Here is a 24938-nt window from a genome sequence, read left to right as displayed (position 1 = left end):
ACCCCATACCCCGTGGCGAGGGAGCAAGCTCCCGCTGGGCTCTGTAGGAGCTGTCGAGCGAAGCGAGGCTGCGATCTTTCCACGGCCCATTGAGCCCGGAGTGGAAGATCAAGATCAAAAGATCGCAGGCTTCGCCAGCTCCTACAACGCCCCGCAGAGGCAAGCGCCCTCGCCACAGGGTCGTCTTACAGGTCCGTGCTTTCCACCAGGGCGTCCAGCTCCTCTTCGGTCAATAACTGGATCAGCTCCGCTTCCTTGACCTTGTGTTGCAAGCCCAGTGTCTCGGATTGGCTGACATAATCAGGCTCCTCCAGGGTTCCGGCCGCTTTCGCCTCATCCAGCGCAAGCTGATTGGCGATGAGGGCATCATTCATCGCCTGGAAAAGGCTCGCGCGTTTTTGCTTCACGTAATCGATCCAGAAGTCCCGGCCAACCAGCGACTGCAATTGCTTTGGTGAATCATCCAGCGCCAGAATCTCGGCTGCCGCCGCATTGAGCATCTCTGCCGTAACACCGGCCAGCTGGATAAAGCGCCCACCCTTGGGCTGTCCCGGCAGTTCCAGTCGATTCTTGAGACCGACACGGTAGGCCAGGCGCACCTCCACCTCTTCGATCTGCCTGATGAGCCGGTTCTTTTGCGCGGTGGTGAGATCCTCACGGGCATTGATCGTGTCACGCCGCTGCTGAATATCCTGCAGGGCAATGCGCTCCACCTCATCGAGGCGAAACAGCCCCTTGGCCAGCCGGATCAGCGCCACAGCCTCCTGTTCTCCCACCGTCAGGGCCTTGGCGTTGTGGATCATCAATTTGATCTCCAGATAGCTGAAGGACAACGCGGCACGATCCTCACACGCCGGCGCGCCAGCCAGATCGAACAGTTCACGGCGCAAGTCGGTGGAATCCCTGATCGCTTCAAGCATCTGCCAGACACGCGCCTGGAGGTCCGGATAATTTTCCACGTCCTGGTAGGAGCCGGCCAATCGGTTCAACAGCTGAAAAAACTCCCTGGATTGCGTTTCAGCCTCCAGGCTCCGCCACAGCGTATTTTTGTCCTGCAGTTGCTCCCTGGGCAGGCCTAGCAGCCATCGCTCCACATCCGATAGCCTTCCCCCTGGGACATGTTCAAACGCGCCGGGCGAACGAAAGGTCACCCATTCGGGATTCGACGTTGAGAGGTTCGCCCAATAATCACGCAAGCGCTGCTGGGTCGCCTCGCTCAGTGGATTGTTCTGCACGAAGGTCACCCCATTGACCCGTGCCGTGGCGTGAGCACGCTCGGCCGGCGGATCCGTCAGCTCGGTCGGCACTTCGGTCAGCTCGTTGTTGCGCAAATCGAGCTCTTCCAGCGGCAGGTCGCGCAGGCCAGCCGGCCAAGTGCCGATATCGGTACCGTTCAGATTCAGCCCACGCAGGTCGGGCAACCGGCTGAAATCCGGTAATTGGCCCAGGGGGTTCCATTTCAGGTCGAGGATTTTCAGCTGGGTACGCCCTTCAAGGATCTGAATGCTACGCGCGGACAGGGTGATTTCATTCATCGCCAAGTGCAGCCGGGTCAACCCCTCCATCAATTCCACCGAGGGGGGAAGATCGTTCAGGTGGTTGAACGACATGTCCAACCAACGGAGCGCGGAGAAGCTCTTGAGGAACGTGTCGCAGGAGGGTTCGGCCAAGCGCATGCTACGCAGCTTCAGCGAGACCACATGGCTGAAGTCGGCCGACAGACCTGGCAGCGTCCCTAACGCCACTCCGCTCAGATTAAGCTCATAGCCGACTCTGCTGCCATCCACCGCCGCGACGATCGGGCCTTGGCGCCGCCAGCACCATTGAATTCGATTAGCCACACCCCGCTTGATCGCGGGCAGCAGTTGCTCGACACGATCATTACCCGCATCGAGCCATACGGGGGTGGTGGCCCAGCGGTCCAGATCGCGGATCAGCGTATCCAGCTCGACTTTGCGCCGCTTGAGCTCGGGAACGGCTTGATCCCCCAGGGACCGCAACAGGGCCTGGACTTGCTCGTTCGTATAGTCCGGGTACAAATCCAGCACCCGACGCTCGGGTGACCGGCCCAGGCCCAGCCACTCCCGCACGCCACTCATGGGGTAGCCAACCTTGCCCGAGGCCAGGCGCATCGGTGATTTGAAGGATGACTTGCGCGGTTGCATCTTCAAGTGTTTCGCCAGCGAAGCTCGACTCAATGGTGTTGCACCGACAGCCTTCTGCAGGAGGGCGCCGTGATGAACCGAAGGGCGGCCCATGGCCCTCCGCTCGGCATCCGGGAGCGCATGCTGCACGGCATCGTAAAGGCTATCCCAGTGGCTCAGTTCATTGCCGTTGTCGTCGAAGGCCTTGTAGCGCTCACCGTCCTTGACCACGACCTTGGTCTGCATTGCGTCCTCGGCACCAACGCTGTCGATCAAGGCGCCTGAAAATTCCTCCTCGCGCAGCTCGATGCGTACCGCGTCGTTCCAGCCGGGCAAGCTCTTCAAGGTCGCCAACACCAGTCGGGGGGTGTCGGCCGTGGCCAGTGCCTCGCGATAGAGCCCTTCGTAGGCCCGGTTCAAGCGCAGCGCCCGCTGGTAGTCCCGCAGCTCTTCGGCGATACGCAGCGGGATGGGTTTGGTCTGGGTCGTATCCGCGAAGTTCCAAGCGGCCATTTGCTGTTGCTCGGCCGGGTTGGCAAACGCTACCACCTGTTCGATGGCCGCCGCTGGAACCGAGGGAAACCGCGACTTGATCAGTGCTGCACGCGGCTCGCTCGACACGTCTTCCTTGGCGTAGTAATCGTTGAACACATACATTTTTTCCCGCACCACCACGGCGGCGAGTGTTTTGCGCAGCTGCCGGATCCGAGCGTCCATATTGGTTTTCGCAATCGCCGGGCTCGTGCCCGCCAACAGATCGCCCCCCGCAGCGTCCACCGTCTCGATCAGATTCTTCAACACCCAGGGTGTGCGGACTTTCCTCTCGGGGATGATGACGTCGCGAACCCGATCCCCCTCTTCCGATGGGCGAACGTATTCCCAAAGCGTCTTGCCCCCGCCGTCGACCACTTTGAGCTTGAGCCCTTTTGGCCACGGACCGTAGCCCGTGAGTAGATGCAACTGGGTCATCGGATCGGCGTGTTCATACTGCAGCGGATCTTCGCTTTGCAGTTGCCCGATGAAATCGTCGACTTGCCGGCACAGGTCGAAGCGCTTGATCGTGTCGGCCAGCAAGGCCGGCATCGGTTCGCCCTCGACATGCAGCCGCCGCAGCACCTGATCGCTGGTGCCACTGGCCGTACGGATCTGCTCCAGCTCAGCGTCGCTGAAGCCCTTGACGCAATGGCCGAACCGGCGCATCAGCGTGGCCCCTTCCCAGCTGCGCGGCCGTTCCAGTTCATGGCTCCAGGCACCGCTGCCGTTGTCCGTCAGCGCCGGCTGATAGGCGTCCGGCCCCCGGGAAGGATGACGAATGCGATAGCGCCGGGTCGTCGGGTCCTGTTGCACCTGGTAATTCTGGCCGTCCAGCGGCACGACTTCTCGACCGTCGACAAGGTACAGCCCTTGAGCATCCGGGACCAAGGTCGCCGGCGGCTCCAGCGTACTCCGGTAAGGCACCATGTCGGGGCGCCAGAGGCGTGAATCGCCATTGGCCAGTTGGACCGGTTCCAACTGCTCCACCGTGCTCGACCACTGAATGTGCGGCAGCACCGCCGCACCGGTGGCGACGAACGCGGTGTTGAGGGCCACGCTGGAGAAATGCGCCCACATTTCCCTGGTCTCGCCGCGCTCGAACGCTTCGATGCCCTCGAACGCTTCGTTGAACATCTGCACAGCGCCCACCGTCAGCATCAGCGGCCCAAGCCCTGGCACCACGAACGCAGCCAGGTTGAAGACATCGATCACGGCATCCAGGTAACTGTCCAGCCGCGCCAGACGGGCTTTTTTGTCTTCATCGCCGGTGGGCACCGCCACCGCCCGGGCATCGGCCTGGATCTTCTGGATCTGCCTGAGACGCAGCGATTCCCACAAGGGATCAGGCAGGGAGGACGTCTCCATGGGCAGTGCCGGCAATTTCGACTTGAGCGGGTAATCGGCCTGATCATCCGCTGGCGCGCCAGGCTGATAGAGGCGGTTGAACCGCTGGAAAAATCCGCCCAGTTGGCGCAACGGCACAAAGCGACTGAAGAAGCGCCGGTAGGCGACGCGATGCAAACGCCGACGCAGATCGACCATGAATTCGCCGCTGGACGCATATTCCTTGAGAGGATGCTCAGGGTCGCCCGGCAGGTAGGCCACCACCCGTTCCACCCGCCGACTGCTCTCCCGGTCGGGCCCGATCAGTACCGGGCCAACCAAGCCGATGCCGAAAATGCTCAATGAGGTGAACGTCACCGCCCGCCCATCGAGCATGACCTCGCGCGGGTCGCTGACCACCTGCTGCAACATTCGATAAGCGGCCAGGCTGATGTCGCCCTTGGCCCAGGCGACCTCGACACAGAGCGCCAATCCCTCTTGCTGATGCGTGCGCAGTTGACGATCCAACTGGCCACGCGCCTCATGGTCGATCGGCCGTACGATGGCGTTGATGTGTTCCTGATAGCGGCGCCCCAAGTCCAGCTTGCGGCACAGCCTGGCAAAAGCCTCAGGCGTGATCGGCAACGCCCCGGCGCGAAAGGCGTTGATGGCCGGAACAACCTCGCCACCATAAAACGGACGTACCGTAGTGATGAGGTTGCAGTCGTCACAGCCGGGCTTGTGTTCTTCGTCGGCGTCGAAATTGGCCAGCGCGGCCTCCAGCAACGAAGTGCCGTGGTATTCGTAGCGATCGAAATGGCTGCCCTCGCTGTCGAGCACCAACGCGCCAAAAAAATCACCGCGCGCCTGGCGCCCATACTTGCGGACGAAATAAACCTGGTTGACGTTCAGCGTGCGCTTGAACTCATCCTGGATCGCCTGATTGAGCAGCGGCTCGGCAAAGGCGCGAATGTCCTGGACATTGCCCAGCACATGGTCGATCTGGTTCAGGGTTTCGCGGTAGCGGGCGTGGCTGTGCTTGAGGCGGGCTCGGGTTTCGTGGGAAGCCTTCACGTACCAGTCTGGAAGCTCCAGCGTGTGGTCGCTCAGTTCCTGCTGGCGCTGCACGATAGCGCCGCTGTACCAGCCGGGAATGCGGGTCTTGAGCAGGTCCAAGTGCAGGCCGCGGCTTTCCGGGCGCACAGGGCCAAGAATCGGTTCTGGCATATCGGGTCATCCTTGTTGTTGGAAAACCCGAGCCTACTCAGTGCCACAGCGCTGGATGTGGTAACTATTTATCGTTATCGATCGATCTTTCGACGGGGTATGCCCCGCCGCCGTTATCCCACCCAGCGTTTCAACTGCTGCCGCAGCCGGCGATTTTCGGTGCGCAACTGTTGGACCTCTTCCAGCAAATCCAGGGCCAGGGCGACGCCTTCCCACTCCAGGTCCAGGTCGTGATGCAGCTTGGCGGCACGCTTGGCCAGGAGCAGTTCGTAATCGGTGAAACGCCAGTCTGTCGGCTCCGTGCCTTCGGGCTCGAGGATCCCATGCTCGACGATTTCGATGACATGGATGTCCGCCAACGCGGCGGCCTCGCAGAACTCCCTCAGGTTCAGTTCAATGATCGGGTTGCTCATGGTCTGCTTCTCCCAATACTGTATCCGTGTAGGAGCGTAGGAGCGTAGGAGCTGACGAGTGGAACGAGGCTGCGATCTTTCCACTATCTATTGAGTCTAGAGCGAAAAATCAAGATCAAAAGATCGCAGCCTCGTTTCACTCGTCAGCTCCTACATGCTCCTACCTGCTCCTACCTGCTCCTACGGACGATGTTCAAAGACCGGCCGTATTCAGAAGTTCTCCCGCGGATCGAACGCGGCTTTCTTCGCCAGTTCCGCCCACAACGCCTTGACCGCCTCGTCGCCAGCCTTGGGCATCACGGCCTTGAGCTGCACGAACAGATAGCCGCGCTCGCCGGCCTTGTTGCGCAGGCCGTGGCCCTTGGCGCGCATGCGCTGGCCGTTCTGGCTGCCGGCCGGGACCTTGAGGTTGATCTTGCCGGTGAGGGTCGGCACCGCCACTTCGGTGCCCAGCGCCAGTTCCCACGGCGCCAGGGGCAAGGTGATGATCAGGTCCTGGCCTTCGACGTCGAACTTGGGGTGCGGCGCGAAACGAATGGTCAGGTACAAATCGCCATTGGCGCCGCCACCGATACCTGGCGCACCCTGCCCCTTGAGGCGGATGCGTTCGCCGTCGGTCACCCCCAGCGGAATCTTCACATTCAGGCTTTTGCTGGTGTTGCTCACGTGCTGGCCGGCCGCGTTGTACTGCGGCACCTGGAAACTGACCTTTTTCGACTCGCTCGACAAGGTCTCTTCCAGGAAGATCGGTAATTCCATTTCCACGTCTTGCCCTCGACGGCCGGCGCTGCGACCTGACTGCCCACCACCGAAGCCCGGCCCGCGATTGCCGAAGATCGAACTGAAGAAGTCCGAGAAGTCCCCGGTGTCCTGGCCGCCAAAACCACCACGGCTCTGCCAACCCGGCGGGCCCTGGAACGGCTGGCCGTGCTGGCCGTAGCGGCGCAGTTCGTCGTATTCGGCGCGTTTGTCGGCGCTTTTCAGCGCTTCATAGGCTTCGGAGACGTCCTTGAATTTGGTCTCGGCGTCCTTTTCCTTGCTCACATCCGGGTGGTACTTGCGCGCCAGTTTGCGATAGGCGGCCTTGATCGTGGCGTCGTCGGCCGTCGGCTCGACACCCAGGATCTTGTAATAGTCTTTGAAGTCCATTGAAGGATCACCATCCGTTATCGATATAGCACCGCCATGCACAGCATGCTCGTGGTACAAGCCCCGGAGTTTGACCAATCTCAAGGTTTGTGACCGGACGGCGCGTCAGAAGTTTATCGGCAGCCGGTGGCGGTTCTTGTACCGCCCTGTGCTGCCAGGCTCATGCCAGCAAGTTTGGGGGTGTGATGCCGTCTTTCAAGGCCAACGATTGCGAATTAGCAGATAACCGGCCTTCGAATCCGCGCCACACTGACATACACTGCGCGGCCGTTTTTTCAACTGGAACCCGAAAGACATGAAAAACGCATCCCCGGCCCGTGCCTGCGGCATCGACTTTGGCACGTCCAACTCCACTGTCGGCTGGCTGCGCCCCGGCATGGAAACGTTGATCGCGCTGGAGGACGACAAGATCACCCTGCCTTCGGTGGTCTTTTTCAATCTCGAGGAACGTCGCCCGGTGTATGGCCGCCTGGCCCTGCACGAATACCTGGAAGGCTACGAAGGCCGGCTGATGCGCTCGCTCAAGAGCCTGCTGGGCTCCAAGCTGATCAAGCACGACACCAGCGTGTTGGGCACTGCGATGCCCTTCAAGGATCTGCTGGGGCTGTTCATCGGCCAACTGAAGAAACGCGCCGAAGCCACCGCCGGTCGGGAATTCGAAGAAGTGGTGCTGGGGCGCCCGGTGTTTTTCGTCGACGACGATGAAATGGCCGACCAGGAAGCGGAAAACACCTTGGTGGACGTCGCCCGCGCCATCGGTTTCAAGGAAGTTTCCTTCCAGTACGAGCCCATCGCGGCGGCATTCGACTATGAATCGACCATCGAGAAAGAAGAGCTGGTGCTGATCGTCGACATCGGCGGCGGTACCTCGGACTTCTCCCTGGTGCGCCTGTCCCCCGAGCGCCGCACCCGCGACAATCGCCACGACGACATCCTCGCCACCGGCGGTGTGCACATCGGCGGGACCGATTTCGACAAGCAACTCTCGCTGGCCGGCCTGATGCCGCTGTTCGGCTACGGCAGCCGCATGAAGAGCGGCGCCTACATGCCTACCAGTCACCACATGAACCTGGCGACCTGGCACACCATCAACGCGGTGTACTCGCAAAAATCCACCCTCGCTCTGGGCAGCATGCGCTACGACATCGAAGACACTGGCGGCATCGACCGGCTGTTCAAACTGATCGAACAGCGCGCCGGGCACTGGCTGGCGATGGAAGTGGAAGAAACCAAGATCGAGCTGACCCACGCCGACCAGCGCCATTTGCTCCTGGACCGGATCGAGCCGGGCCTGAGCGTGGACCTGAGCCGGGCACTGTTCGAGTCGGCCATCGACGGCTTGCTGGAGCGGGTACGCGGCAGCGTCACGCAGTTGCTCAGCGATGCCAACGTGCGGGTCGATCAGGTGGATACGGTGTTCTTCACCGGCGGTTCCAGCGGCATCCCGGCGCTGCGCAACAGCGTCTCGGCGATGCTGCCCCAGGCGCGGCATGTGGAAGGCAATATCTTCGGCAGTATCGGCAGCGGGTTGGCGATCGAGGCGATGAAGCGGTATGGGTGAGGGGCAGCTTTGAGCTTTGAGCTGCAAGCTTCAAGTAAGAGCGGTTAGGCGGTGTGGCTGGCTTCACTTGAAGCTTGCAGCTTAGCCAAGCGACACGGATTAGCTTTTACTTGAAGCTTGAAGCTTGAAGCTTGAAGCTGCTCCCCCTACACCATCCCCACCTGCTTCAACTCACTCTTGAGATACGCATAATAAATCGGCCCCGCCACCACCCCCGGCAGGCCGAATGCGGCTTCGAACACCAGCATCGCCATGAGCAACTCCCACGACTTGGCGCTGATCTGCCCGCCGACGATGCGGGCGTTGAGGAAGTATTCGAGCTTGTGGATCACGATCAGGTAACCCAGCGCAGCCACCGCCACCCAGATCGACAGCGACAGGCCGACAATAGTGATCAGTGTGTTGGACATCAGGTTGCCGATGACCGGCAGCAGCCCCAGCAGGAAGGTCATCACGATCAGGGTCTTGGTCAGCGGTAGCTTGATGCCGAACAGCGGCAGCACCACCGCCAGGAAAATCCCGGTGAAGAAAGTGTTGAGCAGGGAAATCTTGATCTGGGCGAAGACGATGTTGCGAAACGCCTTGACCAGCAGGTTCAGGCGATCGAACAGCGCCGCGGCCAGAGGCTTGCGCTTGGTCAGGTCGGGGATGCGCTGCAGGGCAACGATGGCCCCCAGCACCATGCCGATCAGCAACGTCACGAACATGTGGGCCGCGTCCTTGCCCACCAGTTGCAGGTCGCTCACGTGCTTGCTCACCCAGTCACCAATCGCCACCCGGAACTCGGCGGCGCTGGCCGGCAGGTAAGCATCGATGAACGGCGGCAATTGCCCACGGGCACGGTCGACCACGGTCATGAACTTGTCCAGGGACGCGCCCGGGTTTTCCGCTTCATGCAGCAGGAAACTGAAGGCGCCGGCGAAGATCAACGTCAACACACTGACCACCAGCGTGCCCAGCAACGCCACCGCCAGCCAACGAGCGCGGCGGCCTTCGATCAGTCGCTGCAACTGCGGGGTGAGCATGTTGACCAGTTCGAACACCAGCAGCCCGGCCAGCAGGCTCGGCAACAGGCGCAGCGGCAGCACCAGCAACAGCCCACCAAAAATGATCACCCAACTGATCACCAACAATACATGACGCTGAGAAAACGTTGGCATACAGCCTCAGGACAAAACGGCGTGAAAGGATCGGCAGTCTGCCAGCCTTCCACTAGCAGCACTAGGGATTGTATCGGCCGACCTTGGTCGCAGTTCAGGGTTTTTTTGCAGTGGCTGTGCCGGCCCCATCGCGAGCAGGCTCACTCCCACAGTGGATTTGTCGTGCTCGGTCCATTGTGGGAGCGAGCCTGCTCGCGATAGGGCCCATGGGTTCAACGCTTATTTCTTCTTCAGGCACTCACTCATGAACGCCTTGCGGGCATCGCCCTTCAGCGCCTGTTCCGTGGCGGTGGCGTTGCAGCTCTTCATGCGCTCCTGCGGGGTAGCCTTGAGGCAATTGCTCATGAACGCCTTGCGCTCATCGCCCTTGAGCGCCTTGGCGGTGGCGTCAGCGTTGCAGGTGGTCATCTTGTTCTGCTGCGCCGTCTCGGCGAAGCTCTGGGAACACAGCAATAAACCGATCATCAACAAAGGCACACGCAGCATCTTCATGGTGTTTCTCCTGGCTGCCACACGAGGGTGTGGCGATGAGGTGCAGTGTAGACAAAGCCTGTTACACCTTCACCAGGTTGGCCCTCTGTGCCTGAGCTACCGCCATCGCGAGCAGGCTCGCTCCCACAGTAGATTGGTGTTGTTAGGTCCATTGTGGGAGCGAGCTTGCTCGCGATGAACGATAACGCGGTCCAACGGGCTACACCCCGGCCGCCCTCAACCGCTCGGCATGCTCGACAAACAACCGGACCGGCTCGGCCCCCTTGCCCACCAGCCCCAGCGATTGGTTGACGATATCGAAGTGGTCCAGCGGATAGTCATCGCGGATCACCGTGCCCAGGTGCGAACTGTAGCGTCCGACCATGCCGTCGCACTGCCCCGCTTCCCTTACAAACGTGCGGGCAAATAAACGGCAGCTGCGGTTGGTGCCGTCGAACAGGTTGCGCCCCTTGTCGGTCTTGCCCGGCTGCAAAGTGCCGGACCACGAGTAATAACGCACGCCATTAACCTCTTCCGGTCCATTCCCACCCCAGGTTTGCGGCAGGCCCTGTGGATAACGTTGGTTGAACAGCCCCACCCCGGCGGTGGTCAGCGAGGCGTGGGACGCGTGGATGTCCACCGGCAGCTTCGGCCCGCGATAACCGCTTTCCAGCAGGCTCATCAGGGCGTTGATCAAGCGCAGCACGGCACTAAGCACGCGCCCCTTGGCACTGTCGGCGGGGTAATGGACTTGCAGATAATCCGCCAGTTCGGAGCCGTGGTTGGTGCCGGCCACCGACGTGACCGACGCCACCAGGTCCGGGCGTTTGGCGGCCGCATAGCGGGCGGTGAGGCTGCCCTGGCTGTGGCCGATCAGGTTGACTTTCTGCGCACCGGTTTGCCGCAGGACCTCCTCGATCCGCGCCAGCAATTGCTCGCCGCGCACCTCGGAAGAATGCAGCGGCGAAACCTTCACCGCCACGACCACGGCCCCACCGCGACGCAACGCCGAGACGATCCCATACCAGTACGGATACAACACCAGGCGTATGAACCCGAGCATGCCCGGGACCAGTACCAGCGGATAACGAGTGGCGCAGCGCTGCGACATGGCGACATCCTTGTGATCAAGAGGGGTCAGCATCGGTACCGATGATGACCAGTCTATGACACCCAGATGAATCCGTGGCGAGGGCGCTTACTCCCGTTAGGCTGCGCAGCAGCCCCTCTCAGAAGGACCGCGCCAAGGCCAGCAAACGCTCCTCGGCCTCGGCGCAGGACAACGCAAAGCTGCGCTCGGCCGATTCTTCGCCTTCGGCCGCCACCACCGTCACATCGGTAATGCCGATAAACCCCAGGACAGTGCGTAACAGTGTGTCGGCGTGGTTCATGCTTTCCAACTGGCCGCCGGGGCCGAAACCGAAATCGCCGCGACTGGTCACGATCAGCGCCTTCTTGCCCAGCACCAGCGGCTCGTAGTGCGACACGCCGTTATCCAGGCTGTGGTTGAACGTCAGCCCGATGCGCACGATCTGGTCGATCCAGGCCTTCACACCGCTGGGCACGCTGAAGTTATGCATGGGCGCGGAGATCACCAGTCGGTCATGGGCTTGCAACTCCTCGACCAAGGCATCGCTCAGGGCCAGGTCCGCTTGCATGATCAACGGCCGAGCCTGGGGCTCGGGGTAGAACGCCGCGGCGATGAACGCTTCGTTGACCGGCGCAATCACCGCCCGCCCGACTTCGCGGCGGGTCAATTGGGATTGCGGATGGTCAGCCTGCCACGCCGAAACGAAGGCCTCGGCCAAGCGCCGGGAATGAGAGCGCTCGCCACGGGGACTGCCATGCACCACAAGAATCTTACTCATCTGAATCTCCTTTTATGCGGCTACAATCAACACTGCTTGTGCCTTACAGCTTGAAGCTCGTTGCCGCTGGCGGACAAATGAGCGTTAGTTCATCTGGATGAGTTAATTTCATCCATCGCATTTCAGGAGAATCAGCATGTTCGCCAACCTGCCGCTCAACGCCCTGCGCGCCTTCGAGGCAGCCGCGCGGCTGCTCAGTTTCAAGGCGGCTGCGGCGGAGCTGTCGGTGACGCCTACGGCAGTCTCCCATCAGATTCGATCCCTGGAGACCTGGCTGGGGCTGGCGCTGTTCGAACGCCTGCCACGCCAGGTACGCCTCACCGACGGCGGGCAACGCTTGTTCCACAGCCTGCACGGGGCATTGCTGGAGGTGGCGCAAAGCGTCGACACCCTGCGTCCGCAACGCAGCACCAGCCACCTGACACTGTCCACCACCGCAGCGTTTGCCGCCCTGTGGCTGGTGCCTCGCCTGGGGCGTTTTTATGCGCGTCACCCGAACATCAACGTGCGCCTGGACACCCACTGCGAGGTGATCGACCTGCATCAGGACGCCAGCGTCGACCTGGTGGTGCGCTACAGCCTGGACGCCTACCCGAACCTCTACGGCATGTGCCTGTTCGATGAAAGCTTCGGGGTCTATGGCTCGCCTGAACAGGTGGCCCTGGCGGCCCGGCAGGTGCCGACGCTGATCAGCGTGCATTGGCACAACTCCAAGCTGTACGCCCACGGCTGGGATGCCTGGTGCGCCCAGGCCGGGGAGAACTGGCTCACCCGGCAGCCGTGCATGCGCGAGTACGACGAGGAGCATTACGCCTTGCAAGCGGCGATTGCCGGGCAGGGCCTGGTGCTGGCGAGCAATATCCTGGCCTCTGAAAGCATCGCCAGCGGCTTGCTGGTGGGCTATCGCCCGGACGTCCAGGTCAATGGCGCCGGCTACAGCGCCCTGTGCGTCCCGGGCCGCGAACGCCATCCGCCGGTGCGGGCGTTCTTCCAGTGGCTAGGGGAGGAAGCACGGCTGTCCGGCTATGCGCTGAAAAACTCGGTAAAACTTTTCCAGGACCGTGTCACTCAGACTTAGAGTGATCGCGCCATCAGAGCGTGACGCTCCCACCGGATCAGCCTCCAGGAGAACGAGATGAGCGACATGCACTTATCCGATGTAACCACCCTGCGCGAACGTGCACGGCAGAACGTGCAGAACGGCGCAGTGACCGAAGGCTACGGCGCCGATCGGCAGGAAGTTGTCCGCCTGCTCAACGAAGCGCTGGCCACCGAACTGGTCTGCGTGCTGCGCTACAAGCGCCACTACTTCATGGCCACCGGCCTCAAGGCCAGCGTGGCGGCCAGTGAATTCCTCGAGCACGCGAACCAGGAAGCCGAACACGCCGACAAACTCGCCGAACGCATCGTGCAGCTGGGCGGCGAGCCGGAGTTCAACCCCGACCTGTTGACCCGCAATTCCCACGCCCAGTACGTGGCGGGCAACACCCTCAAGGAAATGGTGTACGAGGACTTGGTGGCCGAACGGATCGCCATCGACAGCTATCGGGAAATCATCCAGTACATCGGCGAAAAAGACCCGACCACCCGGCGCATCTTCGAAGACATCCTGGCCCAGGAAGAAGAGCATGCCGATGACATGGCCGATATCCTGGCCGACCTCTGATACCGCTATCGCGAGCAGGCTCGCTCCCACAGGGGACCGCATTCTTCCTGAAAAAACTCGGTCGAATGTGGGAGCGAGCTTGCTCGCGATGAGGCCAGTCGCCTCACCGCAAGCCTGGCTTATCGGGTCGGCTTGACCGTCACCGGCGCCTTGCCCGCCTTCATCTGTTCCAGCAGCGGCGCGCACTGGTTCGGCTCACCGCCGCTGGGCGCTACCAGCGCGAGCAGGCCGGCGGCAGGTGCAGCGATCACACCCAATGCCACCATACCGGCGCCGCGCAGCATCAGCGGCACTGCCTTGACCCCGGCGGCGGGCTTGGCGAACGGGCCGCGGACGTACAACGGCGAGCGCAGGGAAATCAGGCGCCAGCCCTTGGACTCGGGGGTGATGGTCAGGTCCAGTTGTTCATTTGCCATGTTCGCCGTGCCGTCGATGTAGATGATCGCGTTCTCGGTGTCGAACACGAACAGGCGCGTGGTCGCCAGGCCCGTCTTGATGTCGAAGTCCGCCGCCGCGCAGTTGATCTTCACTTCCTTGTCGCCAAAGATTTTTCCCACCACGTAGTTGCCGACGTTCAGCCCCGCCAGCTCCATCAGCTCACGACTGATGGCGCCATCGTTGATGAGCATTTTCAACGTGCCATTGGAAGTGCCCAGCAACGCCGCCACCGAATTGCCGCGCCCGGTGATATCGGCATCGCCGTTCAATTCGCCGAAGCTGGTTTTCATCGGCTCAAAACCGGGGAACAGCTGCTTGAGCTTGAAACCTCGCGCCGTCAGTTTGGCTTGGCCCTCAAGGGGCTGGGTATGGCCGTTGAGGCGGATCTGCGCATCGAGGCGGCCACCGGCCACGCCGAAGCGCAGGGGCTCGAGGCTCAACTGCCCATCGTTGAGCACCAGGTGGGTGTAAAGGTCGGTGAACGGCAACTGCTCGCTATGGACGATGCGCTTGCCGGTGAACTCCACATCGGCGTCCATCACACTCCAACGCTCGGTGCGAAACTCTTCCACGGGCAAGACCTTGCCGGTCGGCTGTTTGCTGGCGCCGCCCCGGGCTTTTTGTTCGGTATTGGAGTCGGCACCGATCAGCGGCGCCAGGTCACTGAACAGCAGTTGATTGGAGACCAGCGCGCCACTGAGTTTTGGCCGGGGCTGGCTGGCGACATAGGCCAGGTCGCCATGGATATCGCTGTCGCCGATCTTGCCGTTGAACGCCTCATAGCGAAACAGCGCCCCACCCGGCTCATGCAGCTTGGCAATCAAGCGGCCATCGGTGGCATAAGGCGGCGAATCCGGCAGGGTCACGCCGGTCAGTGGGTAGAGATGGGCAAGGCTGTTGCCGGCCAGTTTCAGGCGCAAGTCCAGGGCACCGAGGTTCATCGGGTCAGTGAGGGTGCCGGCCAGTTCGACGCGGGTATCGGCGATCTTCGCCTGGGCCTGGAGCGGAAAGGGTCGTGACGCATCCTGCAAGGCCAGCAAACCACCGACCTTGCCGGAGCCAGCCAGGTTCTGCCCGTGATACTGCCCGTCGACCTTGAAGGCGAACGCGTAGTCCTGCGGTGTCGCGCCCTGGTCCTGGGCTTTTTTGGCGGCCTTGTCACCGACGATATCGCTGAACGGGATGGGTTTGCCCAATGGGTCGATCAACAGGTCGAGCCGGGTCTTGAGCGTCTGGTCGTCAAGGGTGACGCGGCCCTTGTCGAAGCCGATGGCGCCGATGTCCACAACCCAGCTGGACGGCTCGGCGTCCGGGTCTTTCGGATCGAATTGGAAGGTCCAGTTGGCGCGCCCATCAGCCAGGCGTTGCAGGTTGGCGTTGGGCTCCGTCAGGTCGATACGCGGAATCGCCACCCGCCGGGCCAGCAAGGCCAAGGGCGACACGCGTAATTCAACACGTTTTAGCGTGACCATTTGCGGGGTTTTCGACCAATCCGGATTGCCCAGGCTCAAGTCCTCGGCCACCACATGGGGCCACGGCAACCAGGCTCGCCAGCCCCCTTCCTCCGGCTCACGCTGCCAGGCCACCGCCAGGTTGCCGTTGATGGCAAAGGGGCGATGCAACTCCTCGGAAACCTTGGCATTGAGCGTGGGTTTGATGCGGTTCCAGTCGAAGAAGGCGATGACCAGGACCAGCACGGCCAGCAGGACAACAAGGCTGGCAAAGCTCCAGGCGAGGATTTTCGAGGTGCGCGTCATGCACAAGGCTCCTGATGACGAGTCAGCGTCCGCAACCGCGACGCCGCTGGAAACACGACCCTGCAGTCGGTTCGTTATGAAGGGTTGGACTGGTAAAGCGGTCCGCTGGTGCCGATGAACGGCACAAAAAAATGCAATATTCCTGACCGATCAGCCAACAAACTGTTACCGCACCCGCACATTTACGAGGCAGCGATGGGTACAAAATACCCACCTCGGTGCAAAACCACACCTCGGAAACGCCCGTTCTAGAGCCTTCGCCCCGAACAATCAATTCCGTTGATTATTACCATTGCGTTTATGAACTTTTATATCGACTTATCGAGAGTAGCATTGCCCTCGTACCCACTTTATCGCCCTCCCAAGGAGCAACGATCATGAAACGCCAATTACTGATGAGCCTGTCCCTTTCACTGCTGGCCTCGACCGCCTTTGCATTGCCAGCTTCCGAACAAGCCACGCCACAGGTCAAGGACAGCCATTCTGTCTACAGCCAGACTGTTGCCGAAGGTGGCCGTGACAAACTGGAAGAAAAAGGCCTGGTTGAGGACGGTTATGACCGTACCAAACAGAGTGATGCCCTGGCCGAAGACGGTTCTGACCGCACTCCTGGCCAGACCATTGCCGCAGACGGTTCCGACCGCACCCCCGGCCAGACCCTCGCCGCCGACGGTTCTGACCGCACCCCTGGCCAGACCCTCGCCGCAGACGGTTCCGACCGCACCCCTGGCCAGACCCTCGCCGCAGACGGTTCCGACCGCACTCCTGGCCAGACCCTGGCCGCAGACGGTTCCGACCGCACCCCTGGCCAGACCCTGGCCGAAGACGGTTCTTCCCGCACCAAACTGGGCGAAACCGTGGCCGAAGGCGGTGGTGATCGCGTGATTGAACGCAACGACGCAGTGAGCTGAGCCCATGGTGGCCCTGAAAAAAGCCCGATTCCTGCAATCGGGCTTTTGACTTTTCAAGCCCTTCGTTTTCCCCGCCTGATCCCTCTCTACCGTTCGACGTCGGCAAAGCCGATTTGCTAGAGTGCGTCGCTCCCGTGAATCAGAAGCCAGCCTTGCGATGCTGCCCCGCGCCGAACAGAAACAACAGACCCGAAATGCCCTGATGGACGCAGCCCGCCATTTGATGGAGTGCGGCCGGGGATTCGGCAGCCTGAGCCTGCGGGAAGTCGCCCGGACAGCCGGCATCGTGCCCACCGGGTTCTACCGCCACTTCGACGACATGGACCAACTGGGCCTGGCACTGGTCAGCGAAGTCGGCCAGACCTTCCGCGAAACCATCCGCCTGGTACGCCACAACGAATTCGTCATGGGCGGCATTATCGATGCGTCGGTGCGGATCTTTCTCGATGTGGTGCAGGCCAACCGATCGCAGTTCCTGTTCCTGGCCCGCGAGCAATACGGCGGCTCCCTGCCGGTGCGCCAGGCCATCGCCCAACTGCGCGAGGACATCAGCTCGGACCTGGCCGCCGACCTGGCCTTGATGCCCAAGTTGCAGCACCTGGACCTGGCCGCCCTGGGCGTGATGGCCGACCTCATCGTCAAGAGCGTATTCGCCACCCTGCCGGACATCATCGACCCACCCGCCCAAGCCCTCCCCGAACACCTCACGCCCCAAGCGAAGATTACCCAGCAACTGCGGTTCATCTTCATTGGCCTCAAGCATTGGCAAGGGTTGGGCAGTACCGAATAACCCCGATGTACCCACTGTGGGAGCGAGCTTGCTCGCGATAGCGGAGTCTCAGCCCCCCTGATTGCTCACCTGACACACCGCCTCCCGAAGAACCGCCTGGGAGATAGGGCCATCTCTGCAGGAGCTGCCGACCGCTGTGATCTTTCGGTGCTTTTCCCCGCCAAACCCTCGGACATTTCCTTCAACACGCCGGGCTGTTCATGAACTAGGCACCCTGGTTTTGCGCCGCTAACCTTGGTTCGTCATCGCAAAAACGGTGATACGGACGTGCAAGTCCGGCGGAGGACACAATTGTCGATGGCTATTCATCGAGCATTTTTTTATGCTCGCGGACCGTTATGGCAGCTGTGTATGGGAGACCTTCGGGTCTGCCGGGTACTCCGACCGGTCTTGCACACCTATGCATAGCTGCCACCTCTCTCGACTGTGCAAGCGAGGCGGTGTTGGCTCCTAAAAACTTCGGAGTACAACTATGTTCAAGCCCTCACCAAATCCGCCGCAAAGCGGCCACAAATCCCGCGTCCAAGCGCAGGAAGAAAAAAAGCTCGATGACGCCGCCACCCGCGCCCTCGATTACTACCTCAAACCTCAACCTTCTTCTCCGCCCGAACCCGATAAAAACCAACTCTTCATCGTTTCCCCCCACATCGACACCGAAACCCTGCTCGCCAACGCCTCCGAAGACCTGCTCTCCATCAGCACCATCGCCGCCGACCTGGCTGACGACGTGGACGATTCACGCCGCTGCGTCGCCGTGTCCCCACACATCGACACCGAACCCCTGCTCGCCAACGCCTCCGAAGACCTGCTCTCCATCAGCACCATCGCCGCCGACCTGGCTGACGACGTGGACGATTCACGCCGCTGCGTCGCCCTGGCAATCAGCCGGATGGCCGATGGAGTGCAATTGTTGGTCGAGCGGGCATTGGATCATCTGGAAACCAAGGAGATGGCGGCGCCTGGCGCCAAGGGATAGCGCCTTGCATTGATGCAGTCTGAACCGACGCCATCGCGAGCAGGCTCGCTCCCACAGGGTTTTGTGTCGAACCAAATCTCAAGCTCAACACCATTCCACTGTGGGAGCGAGCCTGCTCGCGATAGCGGAGTCTCAGCCCCCTGATTGCTCACCTGACACACCGCCTCCCGAAAAGCCACGCGACAGATGCTCTGGGATGTAAGAAAAGGTGCATCTCTCCATCGAACATTCAAATCAAAAAATCGCAGCTTTCGGCAGCCGCTAGGCAATTTCTGTAGGAGCTGCCGACCGCTGTGATCTTTCGGAGCTTTTCCCCGCAAAACCCTCGGACATGTCCTTCAACACGCCGGGCTGTTCATGAACTAGGCAGCAATTTCGAGCGCCGCTAACCTTTGTTCGTCATCGCAAAAAACGGTGACACGGACGTGCAAGTCCGGATTGGTACGCAATTGGTCATGGCTATTGACCGAGCATTTTTTTATGCTCGCGTCCGTTATGGCGATTGTGCGTGGGAGACCTTCGGGTCTGCCGGGGGTACCAGCCGGTCTTGCACACCTACGCACAGTTGCCACCTCTTCGAATGCAAGCGAAAGGATGTCGACCCCAACTCTGGTACATAGATATGTTCAAGGTCACTCCAAATCCGCCAAAAAGCGGCCACAAGTCCCGCGTCGAAGCGCAGGAAGAAAAAAAGCTCGAAGACGCCGCCACCCGCGCCCTCGACTACTACCTCAAGCCCAAGCCCCCCTCACCGCCCGAACCTGACAAAAACCAACTCTTCATCGTGTCCCCACACATCGACACCGAAACCCTGCTCGCCAACGCCTCCGAAGACCTGCTCTCCATCAGCACCATCGCCGCCGACCTGGCTGACGACGTGGACGANGTCCCCACACATCGACACCGAAACCCTGCTCGCCAACGCCTCCGAAGACCTGCTCTCCATCAGCACCATCGCCGCCGACCTGGCTGACGACGTGGACGATTCACGCCGCTGCGTCGCACTGGCGATCAGCCGGATGGCCGATGGAGTGCAGTTGTTGGTCGAGCGGGCATTGGATCATCTGGAAACCAAGGAGATGGCGGCGCCTGGCGCCAAGGGATAGCGCTTTGTTTTGATGCAAGCTGAGCCGACGCCATCGCGAGCAGGCTCGCTCCCACAGGGTTTTGTGTAGAACCGAATATCAAGCTCAACACCATTCCACTGTGGGAGCGAGCCTGCTCGCGATAGCGGAGTCTCAGCCCCCTGATTGCCCACCTGACACACCGCCTCCCGAAAAGCCACGCGACAGATGCTCTGTGATGTAAGAAAAGGTGCATCTCTCCATCGAACATTCAAATCAAAAAATCGCAGCTTTCGGCAGCCGCTAGGCAATTTCTGTAGGAGCTGCCGACGGCTGCGATCTTTTGGTGCTTTTCTCCGCCAAACCCTCGGACATTTCCTTCAACACGCCGGGCTGTTCATGAACTAGGCAGCGCTTTCGAGCGCCGCTAACCTCTGTTCGTCATCGCAAAAACGGTGACACGGACGTGCAAGTCCGATCTAGGAACGCATTCGTTATGGCTATTCGCCGAGCATTTTTCTATGCTCGCCGACTGTTATGGCGGCTGCGCGAGGGAGACCTTCGGGTCTGCCGGGTTCCTGGACCGGTCTTGCACACCTACGTACAGCTGCCACCCATTTTTCGACGTGCAATCGGAGGGTGCCGGCTCCACTTCCAGGAATTTTCACTATGTTCAAAGCAACTCCGAATCCCCCGCACAGCGGCCACAAATCCCGCGTCGAAGCGCAGGAAGAAAAAAAGCTCGAAGACGCCGCCACCCGCGGCCTCGACTACTACCTCAAGCCCAAGCCCGCCTCACCGCCCGAACCTGACAAAAACCAACTCTTCATCGTTTCCCCACACATCGACACCGAAACCCTGCTCGCCAACGCCTCCGAAGACCTGCTCTCCATCAGCACCATCGCCGCCGACCTGGCTGACGACGTGGACGATTCACGCCGCTGCGTCGCCCTGGCGATCAGCCGGATGGCCGATGGAGTGCAGTTGTTGNCCCTGCTCGCCAACGCCTCCGAAGACCTGCTCTCCATCAGCACCATCGCCGCCGACCTGGCTGACGACGTGGACGATTCACGCCGCTGCGTCGCCCTGGCAATCAGCCGGATGGCCGATGGAGTGCAGTTGTTGGTCGAGCGGGCATTGGATCATCTGGAAACCAAGGAGATGACGGCGCCTGGCGCCAGGGTGTAGAGCTTTGCATTGATGCAGGCTGAACCGGCGCCATCGCGAGCAGGCTCGCTCCCACAGAGTTTTGTGTCGAACCGAATATCAAGCTCAACACCATTCCACTGTGGGAGCGAGCCTGCTCGCGATAGCGGTGGGTCAGCCACCATCAATGCCGCTGAAAAACCGCCATCGCGAGCAAGCTCGCTCCCACAGGTTCTTTTTGCGCCCGTCGCAAAATGGTGCGCGACATTCCACTTCGCACCAACATGGCACGCAATCCGCCCCATCCTGAAACGCGATCCCAGCTATTTCCTACATATCATTCGGTTGGCAAGCCCCTTGCTCTAAACACAGCACTGTTCATTGCTGGAAGCACTCCGATGCTGGTGATTCATCGCAGAATCGACACTCAACCGCGCTGGGACGCCGAGCTGCACCTGACCTTTGACGCCCGCAGCAAAAGCCGTCTGCGCTGTTTCAGTGCCGAGGGTGAAGACGTGGGGTTGTTCCTGGAACGAGGCCAACCGCCGCTGTACGACGGCGAATGCCTGCAAGCTGAAGATGGACGCATCGTGCGCGTTTGCGCCCGCGCCGAACAACTGCTGCATGTCACCTGCGCCAACGCCTTCGAGCTGACCCGCGCCGCCTATCACCTGGGCAATCGCCATGTCGCCTTGCAAGTGGGCGATGGCTGGTTGCGCCTGCTGGACGATTACGTGCTCAAGGCGATGCTCGAACAACTGGGCGCCCGCGCCGAAGCCATCGAAGCCCCGTTCCAGCCGGAACACGGCGCCTATGGCGGCGGTCACCATCACTCCCGGCACGGCGACGAAGATTTCAACTACGCGCCGCGCCTGCATCAGTTTGGCGTGCGCACATGAACCCGGCCTGGGCGCTGCTGCGTCTGGCCAGCCCGCAATTGCCGATTGGCGGCTACAGCTATTCCCAGGGGCTGGAGATGGCGGTGGACAATGGCCAGGTGAAGAACCCCGACGACGCCCGTCGCTGGATCAGCGATCAACTGCTGCTGAACCTGGCGCGTTTCGAAGCGCCCTTGTTGCTGGCGCACTGCAGCGCAGCCGCCGCTGACGATTGGGACGCCCTGCTGCTGCATTGCGAAGAACACCGCGCCAGCCGGGAAACCCGTGAGCTGTATCAAGAGAGCCGGCAGATGGGCTACTCGTTGCAGCAACTGCTCGCCGGCCTTCCGGAGCTCGACGGTGCCGCCCGGGACTTTCTCCAACAGCGCAGCGAGCCACACCTGGCCTTGTGCTGGGCCCTGGCGGCGCGCGCCTGGCACATCGCTCCCCAGGACGCCCTCGCCGCCTGGCTGTGGAGCTGGCTGGAAAACCAACTGGCGGTGCTGATGAAAACCCTGCCCCTGGGCCAGCAAGCCGCCCAACGCCTGACCAGTGAGCTGCTGCCGCTGCTGCAACAGGCCCAGCACGACGCCTCGAACATCGACCCCGATCATTACGGCAGCGCCGCATTTGGCCTGTCCCTGGCGTGCATGGCCCATGAGCGCCAGTACAGCCGTCTGTTCCGTTCCTAGGAGACACTCATGAATACACAACCTCTGCGCGTCGGTATCGGCGGCCCGGTAGGTTCCGGCAAGACCGCCCTGACCCTGGCCCTGTGCCTGGCTCTACGTGAACGCTACAACCTGGCAGTGGTCACCAACGACATCTATACCCGCGAAGACGCCGACTTCCTGGTGCGCAACGAGGCCCTGGCGCCGGAGCGGATCATCGGCGTGGAAACCGGCGGCTGCCCGCACACGGCGATTCGCGAAGACGCATCGATCAACCTTGAGGCGGTGGACCAGTTGAACCGGCGCTTCCCAGGCCTGGACCTGATTCTGGTGGAGTCGGGCGGCGACAACCTGTCGGCGACCTTCAGCCCGGAGCTGTCGGACCTGACCATCTATGTGATCGACGTCTCGGCCGGTGACAAGCTGCCGCGCAAGGGCGGGCCTGGCATCTGCAAATCCGACTTGCTGGTGATCAATAAAATCGACCTGGCACCGCTGGTGGGTGCATCCCTGGAAATGATGGACAGCGACACCCGGCGGATGCGCAACGGCAAGCCCTTCGTGTTCAGCAACCAGAAGACCGGCCAGGGCCTGGACGACATCATCGCCTTCATCGAGCGCCAGGGTTTGCTGACCGCCGCCTGATCTTTCCGACTGACCACAAGGAAGCTTATCCATGACCTTCAAACGCATTCTCGGCGCCCTCGCCCTGCTGCTGACCCCAGCCCTGGCCTTCGCCCATCCCGGCCATGGCGACAATGGCCTGATCGCCGGCCTCGGCCACCCCATCGGCGGGCTCGACCACTTGCTGGCGATGTTGGCGGTCGGTTTGTGGGCTGCACAGCAACAAGGAGCCGCGCGTTGGGCGCTGCCCTGCACCTTCGTCGGCACGATGCTGCTCGGCGGCCTGCTGGGCTTTGAAGGCATGGACCTGCCGGCACTGGAAAGCGGGATCGCCGCCTCGGTACTCGCCCTGGGCCTGGCGGTGGCACTGGCGGTGCGTCCGCCGTTGAGCTTGGCGGTCGGTGCAACCGCACTGTTCGCGCTGTTCCATGGCGTAGCCCATGGCTTGGAACTGCCGGACATGTCGAGCCCGTGGACCTATGCGGCAGGGTTCGTCGCGGCCACGGCGGCGTTGCATGGCGCCGGGTTTGCCCTGGTGCGGGTGTTGCCGCGAGCGGCGGCGCCATTGGTTCGATTGGCCGGGGCAGCTTCGGCGGGGGCTGGGGTCTGGTTGCTGGCCGGTTGATTCTTTAGCGCCTGCCAGGCCGCTATCGCGAGCAAGCTCGCTCCCACAGTTTGATCGGGTACACAAGTCCTTGTGGGGGCCAGTCTGCTTCCACACTTTGATCGGTGTACACCGCCCCCTGTGGGAGCTTGCTCGCGATGACGGACTTGCAGGTGCCATCTCTCTGGAGTCGGTCACTCTGCTACCATGTCGCGCAATCGCCCCCAGCCGTGACGACGTCCGCCAATGCCTGATGCTTCCCGCCCCGCTCCCCAGCCTGAATTGACCGCCCTGTTCGCAACGGTGCGTCAGCATTTTCACGACGTGATCGTGCCGATGTGGCAAGGCCCGGGCTGGAATGCCGAACTGGCGTTGCCCTATGAATCCCTGGATGCCGAGCATGTGCCGCTGCCACCCCAGCGCTACCGCGCCATGGCCTGTGCGCGGCAGTTGTATGTGTTCGCCAGCCTGATCGGCGAAGTGCCCCAGGCCGAGGAGCGAGCCAGTGCACTGTTCCGCTCGCTGCAGCGTCATTTCCACGATGCCGAACACGGCGGTTGGTTCTACAGCATCGACCCGCAAGGCGCGCCGCTGGACACCGGCAAAGATCTCTACACCCACGCCTTTATTCTGTTCGCCTGCGCCCATTACTGGGGCAAGGTCCGCGAACCGCTGGTGGAATCGGTGCTCAACGCGAGCCTGGAGGTCATTGCCAAGCGTTTTGCCAGCGCAGACGGTCTCTACGAGGCCAGCCTCAAGCGCGATTGGTCGACGACCGGATCCGGCCCGTTGCAAAACCCCTTGATGCACCTGGCCGAAGCGTTCCTCGCCACGCTGTCGGTCCGCGAGGACGTCAACGTCCGCCAGGCGTTGCTGAGCCTTTGCGACGGGATGTCCAAGCAGTTCATCGAGCCGCAGCAACGCGTGATGATGGAGAAGCCGCTCAAGGCTGTGGATAACTGGTTCGAACCGGGACACCAGTTCGAATGGTATTACTTGCTGGCTTCATCGCCGCTGTTGCGCAACGGCAAGTTGCACACGGCCCTGGAGCGCAGCTTCGGCCATACCGAACAACGCGGCGTCGCCCCGGACTCCGGCGCTGTGTGTGCAATGCTGGCCTTGGGATCCCAGGCAGGCCCCCGCGATGCCACCCAACGCATCTGGGCCCAGGCGGAATACTTGCGGGCACTCACCTTGCGCCCGGGCAACCAGGGGGTGCTGCTGCGTCAATTGCAGGCGCTGCAGCAGCATTTCCTGCATGCCAAGGGCTGGAACGAATGCCTGGACGCCGACGGCATCGTCAGCCGCCGGGACATGCCCTCCACCACGCCGTATCACCTGCTGACCTGCTATCGCGGGCTGGCCGATTATCTAGGCTGATTGGCAAACCGCTATCGCGGGCAAGCCTTGCTCCCACAGGGATTTGAGCAGCCCTGCTCCCTAGACATGAATCAAACYTGTGGAAGTCCTGCTCTCCAGAGCTGAGTCAAACYTGTGGAAGTCCTGCTCTCCAGAGCTGAGTCAAACTTGTGGAAGTCCTGCTCTCCAGAGCTGAGTCAAACT

21 protein-coding genes and 2 pseudogenes are annotated in these 24938 nt (G+C 61.6%); 15 read left to right on the top strand and 8 right to left on the bottom strand.

Going from position 1 to position 24938, the window contains the following annotated elements; all coding sequences use genetic code 11:
- Positions 1-185: 185 nt before the first annotated feature.
- The 3 genes from ASC85_RS03550 to ASC85_RS03540 form a co-directional block, all read right to left on the bottom strand.
- A complete protein-coding gene (locus ASC85_RS03550; protein WP_057448299.1) occupies positions 186-5228 on the bottom strand; it encodes an NEL-type E3 ubiquitin ligase domain-containing protein in 5043 nt (1680 codons plus the stop codon).
- 113 nt (positions 5229-5341) lie between these two features.
- Positions 5342-5641 carry a chaperone modulator CbpM gene (locus tag ASC85_RS03545; protein WP_057448298.1) on the bottom strand — a complete coding sequence of 100 codons (300 nt, stop codon included), beginning with the start codon at positions 5639-5641 and terminating at the stop codon, positions 5342-5344.
- A gap of 210 nt (positions 5642-5851) precedes the next feature.
- Positions 5852-6790, bottom strand: a complete 939-nt coding sequence (locus ASC85_RS03540; RefSeq protein WP_057448297.1) for a DnaJ C-terminal domain-containing protein — start codon at positions 6788-6790, stop codon at positions 5852-5854.
- Between the two features lie 295 nt (positions 6791-7085).
- Here ASC85_RS03540 and ASC85_RS03535 point away from each other — a divergent pair, with 295 nt between their 5' ends.
- A complete protein-coding gene (locus ASC85_RS03535; RefSeq protein ID WP_057448296.1) occupies positions 7086-8351 on the top strand; it encodes an Hsp70 family protein in 1266 nt (421 codons plus the stop codon).
- Positions 8352-8497: 146 nt separating this feature from the next.
- Here ASC85_RS03535 and ASC85_RS03530 read toward each other — a convergent pair whose 3' ends face one another.
- The 4 genes from ASC85_RS03530 to ASC85_RS03515 form a co-directional block, all read right to left on the bottom strand.
- On the bottom strand, positions 8498-9511 hold the full coding sequence (locus ASC85_RS03530) for an AI-2E family transporter (protein WP_057448295.1): 1014 nt from the start codon (positions 9509-9511) through the stop codon (positions 8498-8500).
- A 219-nt stretch (positions 9512-9730) separates the two neighbouring features.
- A complete protein-coding gene (locus ASC85_RS03525) occupies positions 9731-10003 on the bottom strand; it encodes a PsiF family protein (RefSeq protein WP_046064363.1) in 273 nt (90 codons plus the stop codon).
- A gap of 199 nt (positions 10004-10202) precedes the next feature.
- Positions 10203-11093 carry an esterase/lipase family protein gene (locus ASC85_RS03520; RefSeq protein WP_057448294.1) on the bottom strand — a complete coding sequence of 297 codons (891 nt, stop codon included), beginning with the start codon at positions 11091-11093 and terminating at the stop codon, positions 10203-10205.
- A 118-nt stretch (positions 11094-11211) separates the two neighbouring features.
- Positions 11212-11850 (bottom strand): FMN-dependent NADH-azoreductase, encoded by a 639-nt coding sequence (locus tag ASC85_RS03515; protein ID WP_057448293.1) that lies wholly within the window; start codon positions 11848-11850, stop codon positions 11212-11214.
- Between the two features lie 136 nt (positions 11851-11986).
- On the opposite strand from ASC85_RS03515, the gene ASC85_RS03510 reads away from it, so the two are divergent.
- Positions 11987-12928 carry a LysR substrate-binding domain-containing protein gene (locus ASC85_RS03510; protein ID WP_057448292.1) on the top strand — a complete coding sequence of 314 codons (942 nt, stop codon included), beginning with the start codon at positions 11987-11989 and terminating at the stop codon, positions 12926-12928.
- A 57-nt stretch (positions 12929-12985) separates the two neighbouring features.
- On the top strand, positions 12986-13516 hold the full coding sequence (locus ASC85_RS03505; protein ID WP_003197320.1) for a ferritin-like domain-containing protein: 531 nt from the start codon (positions 12986-12988) through the stop codon (positions 13514-13516).
- A gap of 119 nt (positions 13517-13635) precedes the next feature.
- On the opposite strand, the gene ASC85_RS03500 is transcribed toward ASC85_RS03505, so the two are convergent.
- Positions 13636-15711, bottom strand: coding sequence for an AsmA family protein (locus tag ASC85_RS03500; protein WP_057448291.1), 2076 nt, complete (start codon positions 15709-15711; stop codon positions 13636-13638).
- 377 nt (positions 15712-16088) lie between these two features.
- On the opposite strand from ASC85_RS03500, the gene ASC85_RS03495 reads away from it, so the two are divergent.
- The 12 genes and pseudogenes from ASC85_RS03495 (at position 16089) to ASC85_RS03450 (ending at position 24755) form a co-directional block, all read left to right on the top strand.
- On the top strand, positions 16089-16622 hold the full coding sequence (locus ASC85_RS03495) for a hypothetical protein (RefSeq protein WP_057448290.1): 534 nt from the start codon (positions 16089-16091) through the stop codon (positions 16620-16622).
- A 157-nt stretch (positions 16623-16779) separates the two neighbouring features.
- Positions 16780-17412, top strand: coding sequence for a TetR family transcriptional regulator (locus ASC85_RS03490; protein WP_057448289.1), 633 nt, complete (start codon positions 16780-16782; stop codon positions 17410-17412).
- Between the two features lie 472 nt (positions 17413-17884).
- Positions 17885-18388, top strand: coding sequence for a DUF6124 family protein (locus ASC85_RS03485; protein WP_057448288.1), 504 nt, complete (start codon positions 17885-17887; stop codon positions 18386-18388).
- Between the two features lie 622 nt (positions 18389-19010).
- Positions 19011-19273: pseudogene (locus ASC85_RS32910) on the top strand (DUF6124 family protein); the annotation flags it as partial.
- A 1-nt stretch (position 19274) separates the two neighbouring features.
- A partial coding sequence (locus ASC85_RS32905; protein ID WP_236712320.1) for a DUF6124 family protein occupies positions 19275-19494 on the top strand: 220 nt, incomplete at its 5' end.
- Between the two features lie 627 nt (positions 19495-20121).
- Positions 20122-20442 (top strand): annotated as a pseudogene (locus tag ASC85_RS30790) (DUF6124 family protein); the annotation flags it as partial.
- Position 20443: 1 nt separating this feature from the next.
- Positions 20444-20640 (top strand): DUF6124 family protein (locus ASC85_RS32045; RefSeq protein ID WP_236712319.1); only part of this gene is annotated, 197 nt, incomplete at its 5' end.
- Positions 20641-20996: 356 nt separating this feature from the next.
- Positions 20997-21497, top strand: coding sequence for an urease accessory protein UreE (gene ureE, locus ASC85_RS03470; protein WP_057448286.1), 501 nt, complete (start codon positions 20997-20999; stop codon positions 21495-21497).
- Complete coding sequence (locus tag ASC85_RS03465) at positions 21494-22168, top strand: urease accessory protein UreF (protein WP_057448285.1); 675 nt, start codon at positions 21494-21496, stop codon at positions 22166-22168. Before ureE ends, ASC85_RS03465 begins: the two co-directional genes overlap by 4 nt.
- 9 nt (positions 22169-22177) lie before the next feature.
- Positions 22178-22792, top strand: coding sequence for an urease accessory protein UreG (gene ureG, locus ASC85_RS03460; RefSeq protein ID WP_003197309.1), 615 nt, complete (start codon positions 22178-22180; stop codon positions 22790-22792).
- 31 nt (positions 22793-22823) lie between these two features.
- Positions 22824-23396 carry a HupE/UreJ family protein gene (locus ASC85_RS03455; protein WP_057448284.1) on the top strand — a complete coding sequence of 191 codons (573 nt, stop codon included), beginning with the start codon at positions 22824-22826 and terminating at the stop codon, positions 23394-23396.
- A 225-nt stretch (positions 23397-23621) separates the two neighbouring features.
- A complete protein-coding gene (locus ASC85_RS03450) occupies positions 23622-24755 on the top strand; it encodes an AGE family epimerase/isomerase (RefSeq protein ID WP_057448283.1) in 1134 nt (377 codons plus the stop codon).
- The last annotated feature ends 183 nt before the right edge of the window (positions 24756-24938 follow it).

The organism is Pseudomonas sp. Root401, from assembly GCF_001425105.1.
In the GTDB taxonomy this organism is placed as follows: Bacteria; Pseudomonadota; Gammaproteobacteria; order Pseudomonadales; family Pseudomonadaceae; genus Aquipseudomonas; species Aquipseudomonas brassicacearum.
The sequence above is the reverse complement of the archived record's forward strand: the minus strand, read 5'-3'. Positions and strand labels throughout refer to the sequence as shown.